Source organism: Pseudomonas trivialis, assembly GCF_001439805.1.
In the GTDB taxonomy this organism is placed as follows: Bacteria; Pseudomonadota; Gammaproteobacteria; order Pseudomonadales; family Pseudomonadaceae; genus Aquipseudomonas; species Aquipseudomonas trivialis.
The window spans coordinates 179,233-194,351 of the sequence record NZ_JYLK01000006.1 but is presented as its reverse complement, the minus strand read 5'-3'; the positions used below and the strand labels follow the sequence as shown (position 1 = coordinate 194,351).

14 protein-coding genes are annotated in these 15,119 nt (G+C 62.4%); 7 read left to right on the top strand and 7 right to left on the bottom strand.

The window, feature by feature from the left end; genetic code table 11:
- Positions 1-31 precede the first annotated feature (31 nt).
- The gene (locus tag TU79_RS11635) at positions 32-310 is read right to left on the bottom strand and encodes a DUF3509 domain-containing protein (protein ID WP_003236719.1); all 279 of its coding nucleotides are present in this window, start codon (positions 308-310) and stop codon (positions 32-34) included.
- Positions 311-675: 365 nt separating this feature from the next.
- Between TU79_RS11635 and TU79_RS11630 the strand changes: the two genes are divergently transcribed.
- The 4 genes from TU79_RS11630 to TU79_RS11615 all read left to right on the top strand — a co-directional run bounded on the left by TU79_RS11630 (position 676) and on the right by TU79_RS11615 (position 4,471).
- Entirely contained in the window at positions 676-1,191 is a 516-nt protein-coding gene (locus TU79_RS11630) for an ankyrin repeat domain-containing protein (RefSeq protein WP_057008103.1), read from the top strand.
- Between the two features lie 41 nt (positions 1,192-1,232).
- On the top strand, positions 1,233-1,763 hold the full coding sequence (locus TU79_RS11625; protein WP_057008102.1) for a hypothetical protein: 531 nt from the start codon (positions 1,233-1,235) through the stop codon (positions 1,761-1,763).
- A gap of 68 nt (positions 1,764-1,831) precedes the next feature.
- On the top strand, positions 1,832-2,023 hold the full coding sequence (locus TU79_RS11620) for a PLDc N-terminal domain-containing protein (protein WP_003172956.1): 192 nt from the start codon (positions 1,832-1,834) through the stop codon (positions 2,021-2,023).
- Between the two features lie 360 nt (positions 2,024-2,383).
- Entirely contained in the window at positions 2,384-4,471 is a 2,088-nt protein-coding gene (locus TU79_RS11615) for an LTA synthase family protein (RefSeq protein ID WP_057008101.1), read from the top strand.
- 53 nt (positions 4,472-4,524) lie between these two features.
- On the opposite strand, the gene TU79_RS25270 is transcribed toward TU79_RS11615, so the two are convergent.
- Positions 4,525-4,677, bottom strand: a complete 153-nt coding sequence (locus TU79_RS25270; RefSeq protein WP_003236711.1) for a DUF3309 family protein — start codon at positions 4,675-4,677, stop codon at positions 4,525-4,527.
- A 329-nt stretch (positions 4,678-5,006) separates the two neighbouring features.
- Between TU79_RS25270 and TU79_RS11610 the strand changes: the two genes are divergently transcribed.
- Both TU79_RS11610 and csrA read left to right on the top strand, forming a co-directional pair.
- Positions 5,007-5,822, top strand: coding sequence for an SDR family oxidoreductase (locus TU79_RS11610; protein ID WP_057008100.1), 816 nt, complete (start codon positions 5,007-5,009; stop codon positions 5,820-5,822).
- Positions 5,823-5,950: 128 nt separating this feature from the next.
- Positions 5,951-6,154 carry a carbon storage regulator CsrA gene (csrA, locus tag TU79_RS11605; RefSeq protein ID WP_057008099.1) on the top strand — a complete coding sequence of 68 codons (204 nt, stop codon included), beginning with the start codon at positions 5,951-5,953 and terminating at the stop codon, positions 6,152-6,154.
- 10 nt (positions 6,155-6,164) lie between these two features.
- Here csrA and TU79_RS11600 read toward each other — a convergent pair whose 3' ends face one another.
- From TU79_RS11600 to mnmC, 5 genes are all read right to left on the bottom strand, one after another.
- Positions 6,165-6,392: a YheU family protein gene (locus TU79_RS11600; RefSeq protein WP_003236706.1), complete on the bottom strand. Its 228-nt coding sequence runs from the start codon at positions 6,390-6,392 to the stop codon at positions 6,165-6,167.
- Between the two features lie 59 nt (positions 6,393-6,451).
- A complete protein-coding gene (locus TU79_RS11595) occupies positions 6,452-7,636 on the bottom strand; it encodes an osmoprotectant NAGGN system M42 family peptidase (RefSeq protein WP_057008098.1) in 1,185 nt (394 codons plus the stop codon).
- Between the two features lie 144 nt (positions 7,637-7,780).
- Positions 7,781-9,526: an N-acetylglutaminylglutamine synthetase gene (gene ngg, locus TU79_RS11590; protein ID WP_057008097.1), complete on the bottom strand. Its 1,746-nt coding sequence runs from the start codon at positions 9,524-9,526 to the stop codon at positions 7,781-7,783.
- A 3-nt stretch (positions 9,527-9,529) separates the two neighbouring features.
- Positions 9,530-11,302 carry an N-acetylglutaminylglutamine amidotransferase gene (locus tag TU79_RS11585; protein WP_057008096.1) on the bottom strand — a complete coding sequence of 591 codons (1,773 nt, stop codon included), beginning with the start codon at positions 11,300-11,302 and terminating at the stop codon, positions 9,530-9,532.
- A 127-nt stretch (positions 11,303-11,429) separates the two neighbouring features.
- A complete protein-coding gene (mnmC, locus tag TU79_RS11580) occupies positions 11,430-13,412 on the bottom strand; it encodes a bifunctional tRNA (5-methylaminomethyl-2-thiouridine)(34)-methyltransferase MnmC2/FAD-dependent 5-carboxymethylaminomethyl-2-thiouridine(34) oxidoreductase MnmC1 (protein ID WP_057008095.1) in 1,983 nt (660 codons plus the stop codon).
- Positions 13,413-13,553: 141 nt separating this feature from the next.
- On the opposite strand from mnmC, the gene pap reads away from it, so the two are divergent.
- A complete protein-coding gene (pap, locus tag TU79_RS11575) occupies positions 13,554-15,068 on the top strand; it encodes a polyphosphate:AMP phosphotransferase (RefSeq protein ID WP_057008094.1) in 1,515 nt (504 codons plus the stop codon).
- The last annotated feature ends 51 nt before the right edge of the window (positions 15,069-15,119 follow it).

The window sequence follows — 15,119 nt, the reverse complement described above, 5'->3', positions numbered from 1 at the left end:
ACGTCGCGGCCCTTCTTGTAAAAGTCGTTGCTTACGCCGAGTGGTAGGTCGGCAGGGCAAAGCGGTTCTGGCTTTGCAGCATCGAAATTTGCGGCAGATCACTGGCTTGTTCAGCCAGGTCGCGGCGGATGGCACTGATCACCCAGGTCAATTGGTCGGCAGTGTGCAACTGCTGATAGGAAATCGAGCGCTTGACCTGTTTGCCTTCGCCGTTGCGCAGGGTCAACAGGATGCCGCCGTCCGGACGAGGCTGGGTGGTGACGTCGTATTGGGAAAATACTGAAGCGAATTTATCTTGGATCAGGCTCATGTCTATCAGCTCCGTTGGCTCAAGTGGGCAAGCATGGAGTGATAGGTGCAGTGATTGTGCCAGCTGACGGCTATTTAAAATATCTTTATAAATCAAGGAGTTGTGATTTAAGGGTGTTTTCGGTTTCGTGCAGATTGCATGAATGGCCGTCGTGCACCCCTGCATTTTGCGTTGTCTGGTCAGCGGCTGCTGCGATGCTCTTAAGCTAAAAGACTCGAAACATGCGGTTAAATTCCCTTTCGTGCACGCTGTCGGCCCGACAGGCTATTGATTATGGCTATGGCGCCTTTTGACAAAAAAGCCATGACAGGCGGGAACTCCCTCGCAACACTGGCGCCTATTCAGTACTGATCAAGGAGCCCCATATGTCAGACCAACCCAAACAGATGACCGACGACGAAGCTGCCGAATTTGCCGAGCAGGTTTTCGATGTTGCCCGCAAAGGCGACGCCGCCATGCTCGCCGCGCTGCTGGCCAAGGGACTGCCCGCCAATTTCCGCAATCACAATGGCGACACCTTGCTGATGCTCGCGGCCTACCACGGCCACGCCGACGCGGTAAAAGTGCTGCTCGAATTCAAGGCCGACCCGCTGATTGCCAACGACAAGAACCAACTGCCGATTGCCGGCGCGGCGTTCAAGGGCCATATGGCCGTGGTCAAGGCGCTCATCGAAGGTGGCACGCCGCTGGAGGCCGCATCCTCTGATGGGCGTACCGCATTGATGATGGCCGCGATGTTCAACCGTATCGAAATGCTCGACTACCTGCTGGAGCAGGGCGCCAATCCCAGGGCGACCGATGCACAGGGCGCGACGGCGCTGGCGGCGGCGCAGACCATGGGCGCGGTGGACGCGGCGGCGAAGTTGCAGAAACTGGTGTAGGCTTTGCGCCCTCCAAAACCCGCCCGCCACAGGATTGCCCCATGAAAACCGCCCTCGTCGAACTCATCAGCCACATCAGCGCCGGCGTCATGGGCGAGGACGAGGTGGCGCGCATCGCCGATGAAGCCGCCCAGGCCTATGCCGACCCGGCGGCGTTCTTGGCGGCGAACCCGGACATCAACTACGACGACAGCTTCCCAATCCCCTTGGGCGAGTGGGTGGTGGTTGGCAGCCTGCCGGACACGGTACTGTTCCAGGCCGACAGTTATGCCGACCTGTTCGCGCAGATTGTTGCCTCGTTCGGCCCGGGCGTGGCGTTCAACCTCAAGCCCAAGCAACTGGCCAAGGCCGATGACCTCACGGCGCTCAATCGCATCCAGATCCAGATGAGCGCGTTGAGTGCCGAAGACGGTGGCTATGTGCTGGTAAATTTCAGTCAGTTGCTGGATGACGCCATTCAGGTGGTGCTGGTGCATGGCAATCACCTGCCGCGCGTATTGCAACGCTGCGCCGAGGTCGGCATCCAGGCTGAACCGGCTCTGGAAGCACTGCGTGTGGCCGTGCACGTCTGAATTAAAACGGAACGATGGCCGGTCACGCCTATCCTAAGCTGGCATGACCTCACTTAAGGAGCGACACCATGGGTTCTACCTTTAATGGCCTGATTGGCCTGATCATCCTGGCGTTGGATATCTGGGCGATCATCAACGTGTTCAAAAGCGGCGCAAGTACCGGCGCCAAAGTGTTGTGGATCCTGTTGATCCTGCTGCTGCCCGTGCTTGGCCTGATCATCTGGGCAATCGCCGGGCCACGGGGCAACGTGCGGATCTGACACCCCTCCATAGCTGGAGCGGGCACGGTAAGTGTGGGAGGGGGCTTGCTCCCGAGAGCGGTGTATCAGCCAGTCAATCTGGTACTGAAACACCGCTCTCGGGAGCAAGCCCCCTCCCACATGTGCATTACGGTGCCGGGGGAGATTTGTGTGTCGAAATATTCGCTGCACAGAATTTTCACATTTTATTTAAGAGAATTCGCCGGCCGTATCTTCCGGCCAAGGGTCTGCCTTGGGCGCCTTTAAAGGCGTGGCAGCGGCACTCGTTCAGTAATTAATAGCCTTGCCGGCACTGATCGGGCACCATTCGCGCCACTGCAATGCTTCGTCACTTAACTTCCAATGGGTCCTGAAAACGACATGGCAAACCCGGACGCCCTGAGTCAGCAGCGAGCTTCGAATCGCCTGCTGCAACCGACCGTCAAATCCCATCTGGCTTATACGCTGCTCTGCGCACTGGTCATGATGGTGATGTTCTCCCTGCTGCGCCTGGCGCTGCTGGTCTACAACCGCGAGATGATCCTCGACACACCCGCCGCGACCTTCTTCGAAGCGTTCGCCAATGGCCTGCGCCTGGATCTGCGCCTGGTGGTGTACCTGCTGATCCCACTGTTGCTGGCGCTGTTCAGCGTGCGAGCCATGGCGGCGCGCGGGTTCTTCCGTTTGTGGCTCACCGTTGCCTCGAGCATCGCGCTGTTCCTGGGCCTGATGGAGATGGACTTCTACCGCGAGTTCCACCAGCGCCTCAACGGCCTGGTGTTTCAGTACGTAAAGGAAGACCCCAAGACCGTCGTGAGCATGCTCTGGTACGGTTTTCCGGTGGTGCGCTACCTGCTGGCCTGGGCCGTGGGCACGCTGATCCTGAGCATGGCGTTCAAGGGCGCCGACCGCGCCACCCGCCCGCGCGGCCCGTTCAGCGGCGGCAGTATTGGCACCCGCCAGGTGGCGCCCTGGTACAGCCGCATCGCCGTGTTTGTGGTGTGCCTGCTGATCGCCGTGGTTGCCGCCCGTGGCACCCTGCGCCAGGGCCCGCCGCTGCGCTGGGGTGACGTGTACACCACCGATTCCAACTTCGCCAACCAGCTGGGCCTCAACGGTACGCTGTCGTTGATCGGCGCCGCCAAGGCACGTTTCTCCGAGCACCGCGACAACGTCTGGAAAGCCACCCTGGAACAGCCGCTGGCCACCCAAACCGTGCGCGACATGCTGGTACTGCCGAGCGAAAAACTGGTGGATACCGACACCGCCGCCGTGCGCCGCGACTACACGCCACCGGCCGAGAAGACCCTGCCGATCAAGAACGTCGTGGTGATCCTGATGGAAAGCTTCGCCGGTCACTCGGTGGGAGCATTGGGCCGTCCGGGCAACATCACGCCTTACTTCGACAAACTGTCAAAGGAAGGCTTGCTGTTCGACCGCTTCTTCTCCAACGGCACCCACACCCACCAGGGTATGTTCGCCACCATGGCCTGCTTCCCGAACCTGCCGGGCTTCGAGTACCTGATGCAGACCCCGGAAGGCAGCCACAAGCTGTCGGGCCTGCCCCAGTTGCTCAGCGCGCGTGACTTCAACGATGTGTATGTCTACAACGGCGATTTCGCCTGGGACAACCAGTCGGGCTTCTTCAGCAACCAGGGCATGACCAACTTCATCGGGCGCAACGACTTCGTCGACCCGGTGTTCTCCGACCCGACGTGGGGCGTGTCCGACCAGGACATGTTCAACCGTGGCCTCGAAGAGCTCAAAGCCCGTGAAGGCGGCAAGCCGTTCTACGCGCTGCTGCAAACCCTGTCCAACCACACGCCGTACGCGTTGCCCAACCCCTTGCCGGTGGACAAGGTGACCGGCCGTGGCAGCCTCGACGAGCATTTGACGGCGATGCGCTACTCCGACTGGGCCCTGGGCCAGTTCTTTGAAAAGGCGCGCAAGGAGCCGTACTTCAAGGAAACCCTGTTCGTGATCGTGGGTGACCACGGGTTTGGCAACGAGCAGCAGATCACCGAAATGGACCTGGGCCGTTTCAACGTGCCGATGCTGATGATTGCACCGGGCATGCAGGAAAAATTCGGCGAGCGTGACCACACCGTGGGCACCCAGATCGACATCGTGCCGACCATCATGGGCCGCCTCGGTGGCGACACCCTGCACCAGTGCTGGGGCCGCGACCTGCTGAACCTGCCGGAAGGCGACAAGGGCTTCGGCGTGATCAAACCTTCGGGCAGCGACCAGACCGTGGCCTTGCTCACCGGCGACCGCGTGCTGGTATTGCCCAAGGAAATGCCGCCGAAGTTGTGGCAATACGAACTGGGCGCGAACCCGACCGGCAAAGTAATTGCTGAATCGCCGGACGAAGCCGCACTGAAGCAGAAACTTGAATCGTTCCTGCAGACGGCCACCAAGAGCCTGTTGGATAACACCGCCGGCGTAGTGGACGGCAAGCCCGACTGATTCACGGGCAATAAAAAAGAGGCCTTTAAAAGGCCTCTTTTTTTGTCCGGCTTTTAGATGCGGCCGAGCAACAACAACACCACCAGTACTACCAGGACAACGCCCAGGATACCCGACGGGCCGTAACCCCAGTTACGCGAGTGCGGGAACACTGGCAGGCCGCCGACCAGCAGCAGAATCAGGATAATGATCAGAATGAGGCTCATGGTTTTATTTCCTTATAGGCCTTCAGCGAGACCGGTTATTTAACAATAGGCTCCTACCATTACTTGCGTACGCCTTAACAACTCGGACTGGAGGCTGCGATAAAAAATTCAGTAATTTTTTAAAGTATTTCGATTAGTTGCTTATTTCTTTTTCACTGCACAAAAACCTTCCCGTTAGTTGAAGAAAATGACCTTTGAACGTTGGCCGGGTACCCGACCGGGCCGAAGGTTTGCCTGCGGCATTCATCACCCTGATGGTGCGTGGTTGGCGCAAAATCCTTCGCTACACTGCCGCTCACTTCTTCCGTGAACCACAAGGCAGCTCTCCTATGCAAAATCGCATGATGATCACTGGCGCCGGGTCCGGCCTGGGTCGTGAAATCGCTCTGCGCTGGGCCCGTGAGGGGTGGCAGCTGGCCTTGTCGGACGTCAGCGAGCCGGGCCTGCAGGAAACCTTGAAAAGGGTGCGCGAGGCGGGCGGTGACGGCTTCACCCAGCGCTGCGACGTGCGCGACTACAGTCAGCTCACAGCTTTCGCCCAAGCGTGCGAGGTCAAGCTGGAGGGTATCGACGTGATCGTCAACAATGCCGGCGTGGCCTCCGGTGGCTTTTTCGCCGAATTATCGCTGGAAGACTGGGACTGGCAGATCGCGATCAATCTGATGGGCGTGGTCAAGGGCTGCAAGGCGTTCCTGCCGCTGCTGGAAAAGAGCAAGGGCCGCATCATCAATATCGCGTCGATGGCCGCCTTGATGCAGGGCCCGGCCATGAGCAATTACAACGTGGCCAAGGCCGGTGTGGTGGCGCTGTCGGAAAGCCTGCTGGTGGAGCTCAAGCAGCAGGAAGTGGGGGTGCACGTAGTGTGCCCGTCGTTTTTTCAGACCAACCTGCTGGATTCGTTTCGCGGGCCCACCCCGGCGATGAAAGCGCAGGTAGGCAAGCTGCTCGAAAGCTCACCGATTTCGGCGGCGGACATCGCCGATTACATCTACCAGCGCGTGGCGGCAGGCGAGTTCATGATTCTGCCCCATGAGCAGGGCCGCATGGCCTGGGCGTTGAAGCAAAAAAATCCACAGGTGCTGTATGACGAAATGACCACCATGGCCGACAAGATGCGCGCCAAGGCGCAGTCCGTTAAAGGCTGATTTGAGCGCGGTCTGTCAGGCAAATTACCCGCTAATGTAGGCAAGGCCTGATTTGATCGCGCGCCATTGTCGCGACACGCCCCAAGCGCGCATGGTCAACGTCCTGTCATTCGAAAAGGACAACCGACATGCTGGTATTAAGCCGCGCTGTGGGCGAAATCATTGCCATCGGCGATGACATTGCTCTGCACATTCTTGAACTCAATGGAGGCCAGGTGAAGTTTGGCGTCGCGGCGCCGGTGGGCGTCAACGTCCATCGTGCCGAGGTCTACCAGAAAATCCGGCGTAGCCAGGACGCCAACACCCATCCGGTGCCGGTGCCCAACCCCTGATTGCAAGGTGTCAGTCAAACAGATGCTTGGGCACATCGTGCTTGAGCATCAACTGGCATTGCTCGCTGTCGGGGTCGAACACGATCAGCGCCTGGCCCTTGGTCAGCGCCTGGCGCACGCGCAATACACGGGTTTCCAGGGGCGTGTCGTCACCGTTATCGGTGCCGTCGCGGGTCACGAAATCTTCGATGAGGCGGGTCAGGGTGTCGACTTCAAGTGCATCGTAGGGAATCAGCATACAAGCCTCAGGTAGCGGGTCCCGGCGATGCTACTGCGCCGGGACCCTGGTTGCCAGTATCAGGTCTTGTTCCCGACCAGACTGTCCACCGACGGCACGCGCGTGTCGCTCTCCATTTGCGTTTCATGCTCGATCTGATGACTGAACCTGTCCAGTGAACCCTGGGCCGGTTGCGCATCGCTGGCGAACACCGGCGGGCTGAGAATGTAAGCACCCAGCAGACGGCTCAACGCGGCCAGGCTGTCGATGTGGGTGCGCTCATAACCGTGGGTCGCGTCGCAACCAAACGCCAGCAGGGCGGTGCGAATGTCGTGGCCGGCGGTTACCGCCGAGTGCGCATCGCTGAAGTAATAGCGGAACAGGTCGCGGCGCACCGGCAGGTCGTTGTCCGCCGCCAGGCGCAGCAGATGACGCGACAGGTGATAATCATACGGCCCACCGGAATCCTGCATCGCCACACTCACCGCATGTTCGCTGGAGTGCTGCCCGGGCGCGACCGGGGCGATATCGATGCCGACGAATTCACTCACGTCCCACGGCAGGGCGGCCGCGGCACCGCTGCCGGTTTCCTCGGTGATGGTGAACAGCGGGTGGCAGTCGATCAGCAACGGCTCGCCGCTGTCGATGATCGCCTTGAGTGCTGCGAGCAGGGCAGCCACGCCGGCCTTGTCGTCCAGGTGTCGTGCGCTGATGTGCCCGCTCTCGGTGAACTCGGGCAGCGGGTCGAAGGCTACGTAGTCGCCCACGCTGATGCCCAGCGAATCGCAGTCGGCACGAGTCGCGCAATAGGCGTCCAGGCGCAGTTCCACGTGGTCCCAGCTCACCGGCATTTCGTCGACGGCGGTGTTGAACGCGTGCCCGGAAGCCATCAGCGGCAACACGCTGCCACGGATCACGCCGTTATCGGTGAACAGGCTGACGCGGCTGCCTTCGGCGAATCGGCTCGACCAGCAACCCACCGGGGCCAGGGTCAGGCGGCCGTTGTCCTTGATCGCGCGCACGGCGGCGCCGATGGTGTCCAGGTGCGCCGACACGGCGCGGTCTGGGCTGTTTTTCTGGCCCTTGAGGGTGGCACGAATGGTGCCGCGCCGGGTCATTTCAAATGGAATGCCGAGTTCTTCCAGACGCTCGGCGACATAGCGCACGATGGTGTCGGTAAAGCCGGTGGGGCTGGGAATGGCGAGCATTTCCAGCAGCACTTTCTGCAGGTAATTCAGGTCCGGTTCGGGGATGGTTCGGGTCATAAGGACTCCTGGTGAAGTGGCAGGCCTGAGGGAGGGTGGCGCCGGTATCGGCGCCTTCGCGGGCAAGCCGGTTTCCACAGTGGCATGCGGTCAACCTGTGGGAGCGGGCTTGCCCGCGAGGCGGCCGATCAGGCAGCGCCTCTCTCAAACCGTTGACTGGCTGTGTGGAAACAACAGATCCACAAATTTCTCGGCAGTCGGCTGCGGCTCATGATTGGCCAGGCCGGCCCGTTCGTTGGCCTCGATAAATACATACTCGGGTTGATCGGCGGCGGGCACCATCAGGTCCAGGCCCACCATGGGAATGTCCAGGGCGCGAGCGGCTCGCACGGCAGCGTCCACCAGCGTCGGGTGCAGGATCGCGGTGACGTCTTCCAGGCAACCGCCGGTGTGCAGGTTGGCGGTGCGGCGCACGGCCAGGGTCTGGCCCCGGGGCAGGATGCTGGCGTAGTCGTAGCCGGCGGCGTGCAGGGTGCGTTCGGTTTCCGCATCCACGGGGATCTTGCTTTCGCCATCGGTAGCCGCCTGACGCCGCCGGCTCTGCGCTTCAATCAGCGCACCGATGGAATGCTGACCATCGCCGGTGACTTCGGCAGGGCGGCGGATCGCTGCGGCCACCACTTCAAAACCGATCACCAGAATGCGCAGGTCCAGGCCTTCGTGAAAGCTTTCGAGCAGCACGCGGCTGTCGAACGCACGCGCCGCTTCGATGGCCTGCTGCACGTCTTCGATGGTGCGCAGGTCCACCGCCACACCGTGGCCCTGTTCGCCATCCAGTGGTTTGACCACGATGCGCTGGTGTTCGTCGAGAAACTCCAGGTTGTCATCGGCACTGCCCGCCCGTTGTTGCGAGGGCACGTTCAAGCCGGCAGCCTTGAGCACCTTGTGGGTCAGGCTCTTGTCCTGACACAACGTCATGCTGATGGCGCTGGTCAGGTCGCTCAGCGATTCGCGGCAACGCACACGACGCCCGCCATGGCTGAGGGTGAACAGGCCGGCGTCGGCGTCGTCCACCTGCACATCGATGCCGCGCCGATGCGCCTCTTCGACAATGATCCGCGCATAGGGATTGAACCCCGCCTGCGGGCCAGGGCCGAGGAACAGCGGCTGATTGATGCCGTTCTTGTGCTTGATCGCAAAAGTGGTCAGCGCGCGAAAGCCCAGCTTGGCGTAAAGGCTCTTGGCCTGGCGGTTATCGTGCAGCACCGACAGGTCGAGGTAGCTCAGGCCACGGCTCATGAAGTGCTCCACCAGGTGGCGCACCAGCACCTCGCCAACGCCTGGGCGCGTGCACTGCGGGTCCACCGCCAGGCACCACAGGCTGCAACCGTTCTCCGGATCGTTGAAGGCTTTCTGATGATTGAGGCCCATGACGCTGCCGATCACGGCGCCGCTGTCTTCGTCCTCGGCCAGCCAGTACACCGGACCGCCCTGATGGCGTGGCGTGAGGCGTTCGGCATCGACCGGTAACATGCCGCGTCCCTGGTACAGGCGGTTGACTGCCTGCCAGTCGGTCTCACTCTGCACCCGGCGAATGCGAAAGCCGCGAAACACCCGAGTGGCCGGGCGGTAGTCGCTGAACCACAGGCGCAAGGTGTCGGACGGGTCGAGGAACAACTGCTGCGGATCAATCCCGAGGATCTGCTGGGGCGCGGCCACATACAGCGCAATGTCGCGCTCGCCGGCTTGTTCGTTGAGCAGTTCCTCGGCCAGGCTCGCCGGGTCCGGGAAGGTATGGCCGATCAACAACCGCCCCCAGCCGCAATGCACCGCGATACGGCCGGGGCTCTGCGAATTGCCATCCTCGGCCAGGCGGGCTTGCAGGCGCTCGTAGGTGGGTGCCTGGCCCTTGAGCAAGCGTTGGCTGTAAGCCGCGGCATTCTGTTTCATCAATCAGATTCCTTGTTCGCTGAGCCACAGGTTCAGCGCCGCCAGCTGCCACAGCTTGGAGCCGCGCAGCGGGGTCAGTTGGCCTTGCGGGTCGGTCAGCAGGCGGTCGAGCATGGCCGGGTTGAACAGGCCGCGATCCTGGCTCGGGTCCAGCAGCAGCTCGCGCACCCAGTTCAGGGTATCGCCCTGCAAATGCTTGAGGCCCGGCACCGGGAAATAGCCTTTCTTGCGGTCGATGACTTCGCTCGGGATCACCCGGCGCGCCGCCTCTTTCAACACCTGCTTGCCGCCGTCGGGCAGCTTGAATTTACCCGGCACCCGCGCCGACAGTTCCACCAGGCGATAGTCCAGAAACGGCGTGCGCGCTTCCAGGCCCCAGGCCATGGTCATGTTGTCGACGCGTTTGACCGGGTCGTCCACCAGCATCACCGTGCTGTCCAGGCGCAGGGCCTTGTCCACGGCGGCATCGGCACCGGGCATCGCAAAGTGTTCACGCACAAAATCCCCGGCGGCGTCGTTGGCGGTCAGCCATTGTGGCGCGACGGTGGCGGCGTAATCGTCATAGCTGCGGTCGAAGAACGCCTCGCGATAGGCCGCGTATGGATCGCTGGCGCCGTCCACCTGTGGGTACCAGTGGTAGCCGGCAAACAGTTCGTCGGCGCCCTGGCCGCTCTGCACCACCTTGCAATGCTTGGCCACTTCCCGCGACAGCAGGTAGAAGGCAATGCAGTCGTGGCTGACCATCGGCTCGCTCATGGCGCGGAACGCCGCCGGCAGTTGTTCGATGATCTCGCTTTCGGCAATGCGCAATTGGTGATGGCGCGTGCCGTAATGCTTGGCGATCAGGTCCGAATACTGGAATTCGTCGCCGCGCTCGCCGCCGGCATCTTCAAAGCCGATGGAGAAGGTCGACAGGTCCTGCACGCCCACTTCACGCAGCAAGCCGACGAGCATGCTCGAATCGACCCCGCCGGAGAGCAGCACGCCCACGTCCACTGCCGCCCGTTGACGAATGGCCACGGCTTCGCGGGTGCTGTCGAGCACACGGTCGGTCCAATCCTGCAGGCTCAGGTTTTTCTCATCCTCATGGGGGCCGTAGGGCAGGGTCCACCAGGTTTTCTGTTCGGTGGTGCCGTTGGCGTCGATGCGCATCCAGGTCGCCGGGGGCAGTTTTTCAATGCCCGCCAGCAAGGTGCGCGGCGCAGGCACCACGGCGTGGAAATTCAGGTAATGGTTCAGCGCCACCGGATCGAGGATCGGGTTGATGTCGCCGCCCTTGAGCAACGCCGGCAACGCCGAAGCAAAGCGCAGGCGCTGGCCGGTGCGCGACAGGTACAACGGCTTGACGCCAAGGCGGTCACGGGCGATGAACAGGCGCTGGGCATCACGCTCCCAGATGGCGAAGGCGAACATGCCGTTGAGCTTGGGCAGCAGCGCTTCGCCCCAGGCGTGGTAGCCCTTGAGCAGCACCTCGGTGTCGCCGCCGGAATAGAAGGCATAGCCCAGGGCTTCCAGCTCTTGACGCAATTCCGGAAAGTTGTAGATCGCACCATTGAACGCCAGGGACAGCCCCAATTGGGCGTCGATCATCGGCTGCGCCGAGCCGTCCGACAGGTCCATGATCTTCAGGCGCCGATGGCCCAGGGCAACCGGCCCCTGGGCATGAAAGCCCCAGGCATCGGGGCCACGCGGGGCCAGGTGATGGGTGATGCGCTCAATCGCTGCCAGGTCGGCAGGTTGGGCATCGAAACGTAATTCTCCAGCTAATCCGCACATAAATTCCTTACCGGTTTTTCCGTTGGGGAGGGTCAATACTCAATACGCCCGAGAGGGCGCGTACCCAGAAACTGACCCGGTGCTATACGTGGAGTTTTAGAACAATAAGTTATAAGGCAAAACGCCGTCAGCGTGGAACGGGCGCATTGCTACGGATCAGGCTGCGCACGGCAAAGCGATTGGGGTGGCAGGCTTCGGCGACGCTGCGTGGCAGCGGCAAGGGCTCGTTGTCCAGCCAGGCGGCGAGCAGCTCGGCCGACAAGGGCGCGGTAATCAGGCCGCGCGAGCCATGGCCGCTGTTGACATACAGGCCGTCAAGCCACGGGCAGACGATGGCGGGCACTTGGCGCGCATCCTTGCGCAAGCCGGCATAGGCCTGGTCAAAGGCGGCCGCGTCGGCCAGTGGCCCGACAATCGGCAGGTAGTCCGGGCTGGTGCAGCGAAAGGCCGCACGGCCTTGCACCGTGGCCGGGTCGAGGCTGTCGACGCGCAGGCGTTGGGCCAGGTCCACGGAAATATCCCTGAGCAGTTCCAGATTGCCGGCGTGTTCGGCGGCGGTGGGCGTGAGGTCATCGCTCTTGAAGTCAAAGCTGGCGCCAAGGGTGTGCTCACCCAGGCGTGGCGGGGCCACATAGCCTTCGGCGCACACCACCGTGGCGAGGGCCTGGCTTTCGGCGGTTTGCGCCAGCGAGGTGATCTGCCCGCGGATGCGCTTGAGCGGCAGGTTGGCGAAACGTTGCACCTCGGCAGCGCCAGCCAGGACCACCACCGGTGCATCGCCGAGCAGCCGCTCGCCTTCCCAGGCTTGCCAGCGTCCGTTGATGTTGCGCAGGTCCAGCACCTCGTGATGCGTCAGCACGGTGATACCGCCGCGCTGCGCTTGCCATGCGCACAAGGCGGGCGGGTGGACCCAGCCGCCCTCCGGGAAAAACAGCCCGCCGTGCGCCAGTGCGACCCCGGCGCGAGCCTGGGCCTGTTCTCGGTCGAGCTGGTGCAGCAAGCCTGGCGCGAAGGCCTCGGCCAGTTGTGCCTGGCGCTCGGTTTCCTTGGCATCGAAGGCCAATTGCAGCACGCCGCAGCCGTCCCATGCCACGCCGCGCTGCAGGTGCTCAAGCACGCGACGGGTGTAGCCGAACCCGGCCAGAATCATCTGCGACAGCGCCGTGCCATGGGCCGAGAGCTTGAGGTACAGCACGCCTTGCGGGTTGCCCGAGGCTTCCTGGGCCACGGCATCATGCCGCTCCAGCAGGCTCACCTGCCAACCTCGGGCGGCAAGGCTGGCGGCGGTGGCGCAGCCGGCCAGGCCGGCGCCGATCACCAGGGCCTTGCGCTCACCGAGCACGGGGGCAGGGCGGGCGAACCAGGGCTTGATGCCGGGCGCCGCCGGGGTTTCCAACGGCCAGCCAAGAAACTCACCGCGCAAAATTTCCCATTTATGCCCGATGCCCGGCGTGCGTTTCATCTTGAACCCGGCGGCATTGATCAGCCGGCGTACCCAGCCGGTGCTGGTGAAGGTGCTGATGGTCGACCCCGGCGCGGCCAGGCGTGCCAGTTCGGCGAACAGCTCGGCGGTCCACATGTCCGGGTTTTTCGCCGGGGCAAACCCGTCGAGAAACCACGCATCGATCTGGGCGTCCAGTTGCGGCAATTGCTCCAGGGCGTCGCCGATCAACAGGGTCAGGGTCACGCGGCCGTTGTCCAGTATCAGGCGCTGGAAGCCCTGGTGGATGGCAATGTAGTGGGCCAGCAGCTGTTCGGCGAACGGCGCAAGTTCCGGCCAGAGAGCGAGGGCGCGTTGCAGGTCGGCATGGCTCAGCGGGTATTTTTCGACACTGACAAAATGCAGGCGCGCGCCAGCCACAGCGTACTCTTCGAACAACTGCCAGGCGCATAGAAAATTCAGCCCGGTGCCAAAGCCTGTCTCGCCGATCACCAGCCGCCCGCCCGCAGGCAAGGCGGCAAAGCGCTCCTGCAAACGGTTCTGTTCCAGAAACACATAGCGGGTTTCTTCAAGGCCCGATTTGTCGGAAAAGTACACGTCGTCGAAGACCCGCGAGTGCGGGCGACCTTGGTCGTCCCAGTCGAGCTGGGCGTGGGTTACGGGGTTCATGGGCGGCTCGGCAAAGGCAAGGCGGCCATTCTAGCCGATCGACCGGCAATGATTTGCCCCATCACAGACGCTGGTGGAATTTCCTCCCGCGCGTCGTTGCCCAATCCGCTAGTCTTGAGCCATCTTGAAACGGAGCTGCCCATGTTCGAATCCGCCGAAATCGGTCACGCCATCGACAAAGACACCTACGAGGCAGAGGTTCCCGCGCTGCGTGAAGCGCTGCTGGACGTGCAGTACGAGCTGCACCAGCAGAAACGCTTCCCGGTGATCATCCTCATCAACGGCATCGAAGGCGCCGGCAAGGGCGAAACCGTCAAACTGCTCAACGAATGGATGGACCCGCGCCTGATCGAGGTGCGCACCTTCGACCAGCAGACCGACGAAGAACTGGCGCGCCCGCCGGCCTGGCGCTACTGGCGCCAGCTCCCGGCCAAGGGGCGCATGGGCATTTTCTTCGGCAACTGGTACAGCCAGATGCTGCAGGGCCGGGTGCACGGGCAGATCAAGGATGCCCGGCTGGACCAGGCCATTGCCGGTGCCGAGCGGCTGGAGAAAATGCTGTGTGACGAAGGCGCGCTGATCTTCAAGTTCTGGTTCCACCTGTCCAAAAAGCAAATGAAGGCGCGGCTCAAGTCGTTGGCCGACGACCCGCTGCACAGCTGGCGCATCAGCCCGCTGGACTGGCAGCAATCGAAGACTTACGACAAGTTTGTCCATTTTGGCGAACGCATCCTGCGCCGCACCAGCCGTGACTATGCGCCTTGGCACGTGATCGAGGGCGTCGACGCGCACTACCGCAGCCTCACCGTGGGCAAAATTCTCCTCGAGGGCCTGCACAGTGCATTGAAGTTGCCCATGGCCAGAACCAGCGGCATGAACCCCGCACCGTTGCTGGCCTCGGTCGACCAGAAAAGCCTGCTCGACAGCCTCGACATGACATTGAGCCTGGACAAGGACGATTACGAAGAACAACTGATCACCGAGCAGGCGCGCTTCTCCGGCCTGATGCGTGACAAGCGCATGCGCAGCCACGCGCTGGTCACCGTGTTCGAGGGCAACGACGCGGCAGGCAAGGGCGGCGCCATCCGCCGCGTCGCCGCCGCGCTGGACCCGCGCCAGTACCACATCGTGCCGATTGCCGCGCCCAGCGAGGACGAGCGCGCCCAACCCTACCTGTGGCGCTTCTGGCAGAAAATTCCGGCGCGCGGCATGTTCACCGTGTTCGACCGCTCGTGGTACGGCCGTGTGCTGGTGGAGCGGGTCGAGGGCTTCTGCACCCCGGCCGACTGGATGCGCGCCTATGGCGAGATCAACGACTTCGAAGAGCAACTGCGCGACGCCGGGGTGATCGTGGTCAAGTTTTGGCTGGCCATCGACAAGCAGACCCAGCTCGAACGCTTCCAGGCGCGCGAGGAGATTCCGTTCAAGCGCTTCAAGATCACCGAGGACGACTGGCGCAACCGCGACAAGTGGGACGCCTACCGCACCGCCGTCGGCGATATGGTCGACCGCACCAGCACCGAGGTCGCGCCCTGGACGCTGGTGGAGGCCAACGACAAGCGCTGGGCGCGGGTCAAGGTGTTGCGCACGATCAACCGGGCGCTGGAAGAGGCGTTCGAGCACGCTGGCAAGCGCGGGAAGAAGAAAAAGAAATAACTGTCGGCCGCTTGCCACAGGCAGCCTGATCACCATGCGTTTGTATAGGCC

Bases quoted from the DNA above. Each gene is read 5' to 3' on its own strand.
- TU79_RS11635 (WP_003236719.1), bottom strand. From the start codon at position 310: ATGAGCCTGATCCAAGATAAATTCGCTTCAGTATTTTCCCAATACGAC.
- TU79_RS11630 (WP_057008103.1), top strand. From the start codon at position 676: ATGTCAGACCAACCCAAACAGATGACCGACGACGAAGCTGCCGAATTT.
- TU79_RS11625 (WP_057008102.1), top strand. From the start codon at position 1,233: ATGAAAACCGCCCTCGTCGAACTCATCAGCCACATCAGCGCCGGCGTC.
- TU79_RS11620 (WP_003172956.1), top strand. From the start codon at position 1,832: ATGGGTTCTACCTTTAATGGCCTGATTGGCCTGATCATCCTGGCGTTG.
- TU79_RS11615 (WP_057008101.1), top strand. From the start codon at position 2,384: ATGGCAAACCCGGACGCCCTGAGTCAGCAGCGAGCTTCGAATCGCCTG.
- TU79_RS25270 (WP_003236711.1), bottom strand. From the start codon at position 4,677: ATGAGCCTCATTCTGATCATTATCCTGATTCTGCTGCTGGTCGGCGGC.
- TU79_RS11610 (WP_057008100.1), top strand. From the start codon at position 5,007: ATGCAAAATCGCATGATGATCACTGGCGCCGGGTCCGGCCTGGGTCGT.
- csrA (WP_057008099.1), top strand. From the start codon at position 5,951: ATGCTGGTATTAAGCCGCGCTGTGGGCGAAATCATTGCCATCGGCGAT.
- TU79_RS11600 (WP_003236706.1), bottom strand. From the start codon at position 6,392: ATGCTGATTCCCTACGATGCACTTGAAGTCGACACCCTGACCCGCCTC.
- TU79_RS11595 (WP_057008098.1), bottom strand. From the start codon at position 7,636: ATGACCCGAACCATCCCCGAACCGGACCTGAATTACCTGCAGAAAGTG.
- ngg (WP_057008097.1), bottom strand. From the start codon at position 9,526: ATGAAACAGAATGCCGCGGCTTACAGCCAACGCTTGCTCAAGGGCCAG.
- TU79_RS11585 (WP_057008096.1), bottom strand. From the start codon at position 11,302: ATGTGCGGATTAGCTGGAGAATTACGTTTCGATGCCCAACCTGCCGAC.
- mnmC (WP_057008095.1), bottom strand. From the start codon at position 13,412: ATGAACCCCGTAACCCACGCCCAGCTCGACTGGGACGACCAAGGTCGC.
- pap (WP_057008094.1), top strand. From the start codon at position 13,554: ATGTTCGAATCCGCCGAAATCGGTCACGCCATCGACAAAGACACCTAC.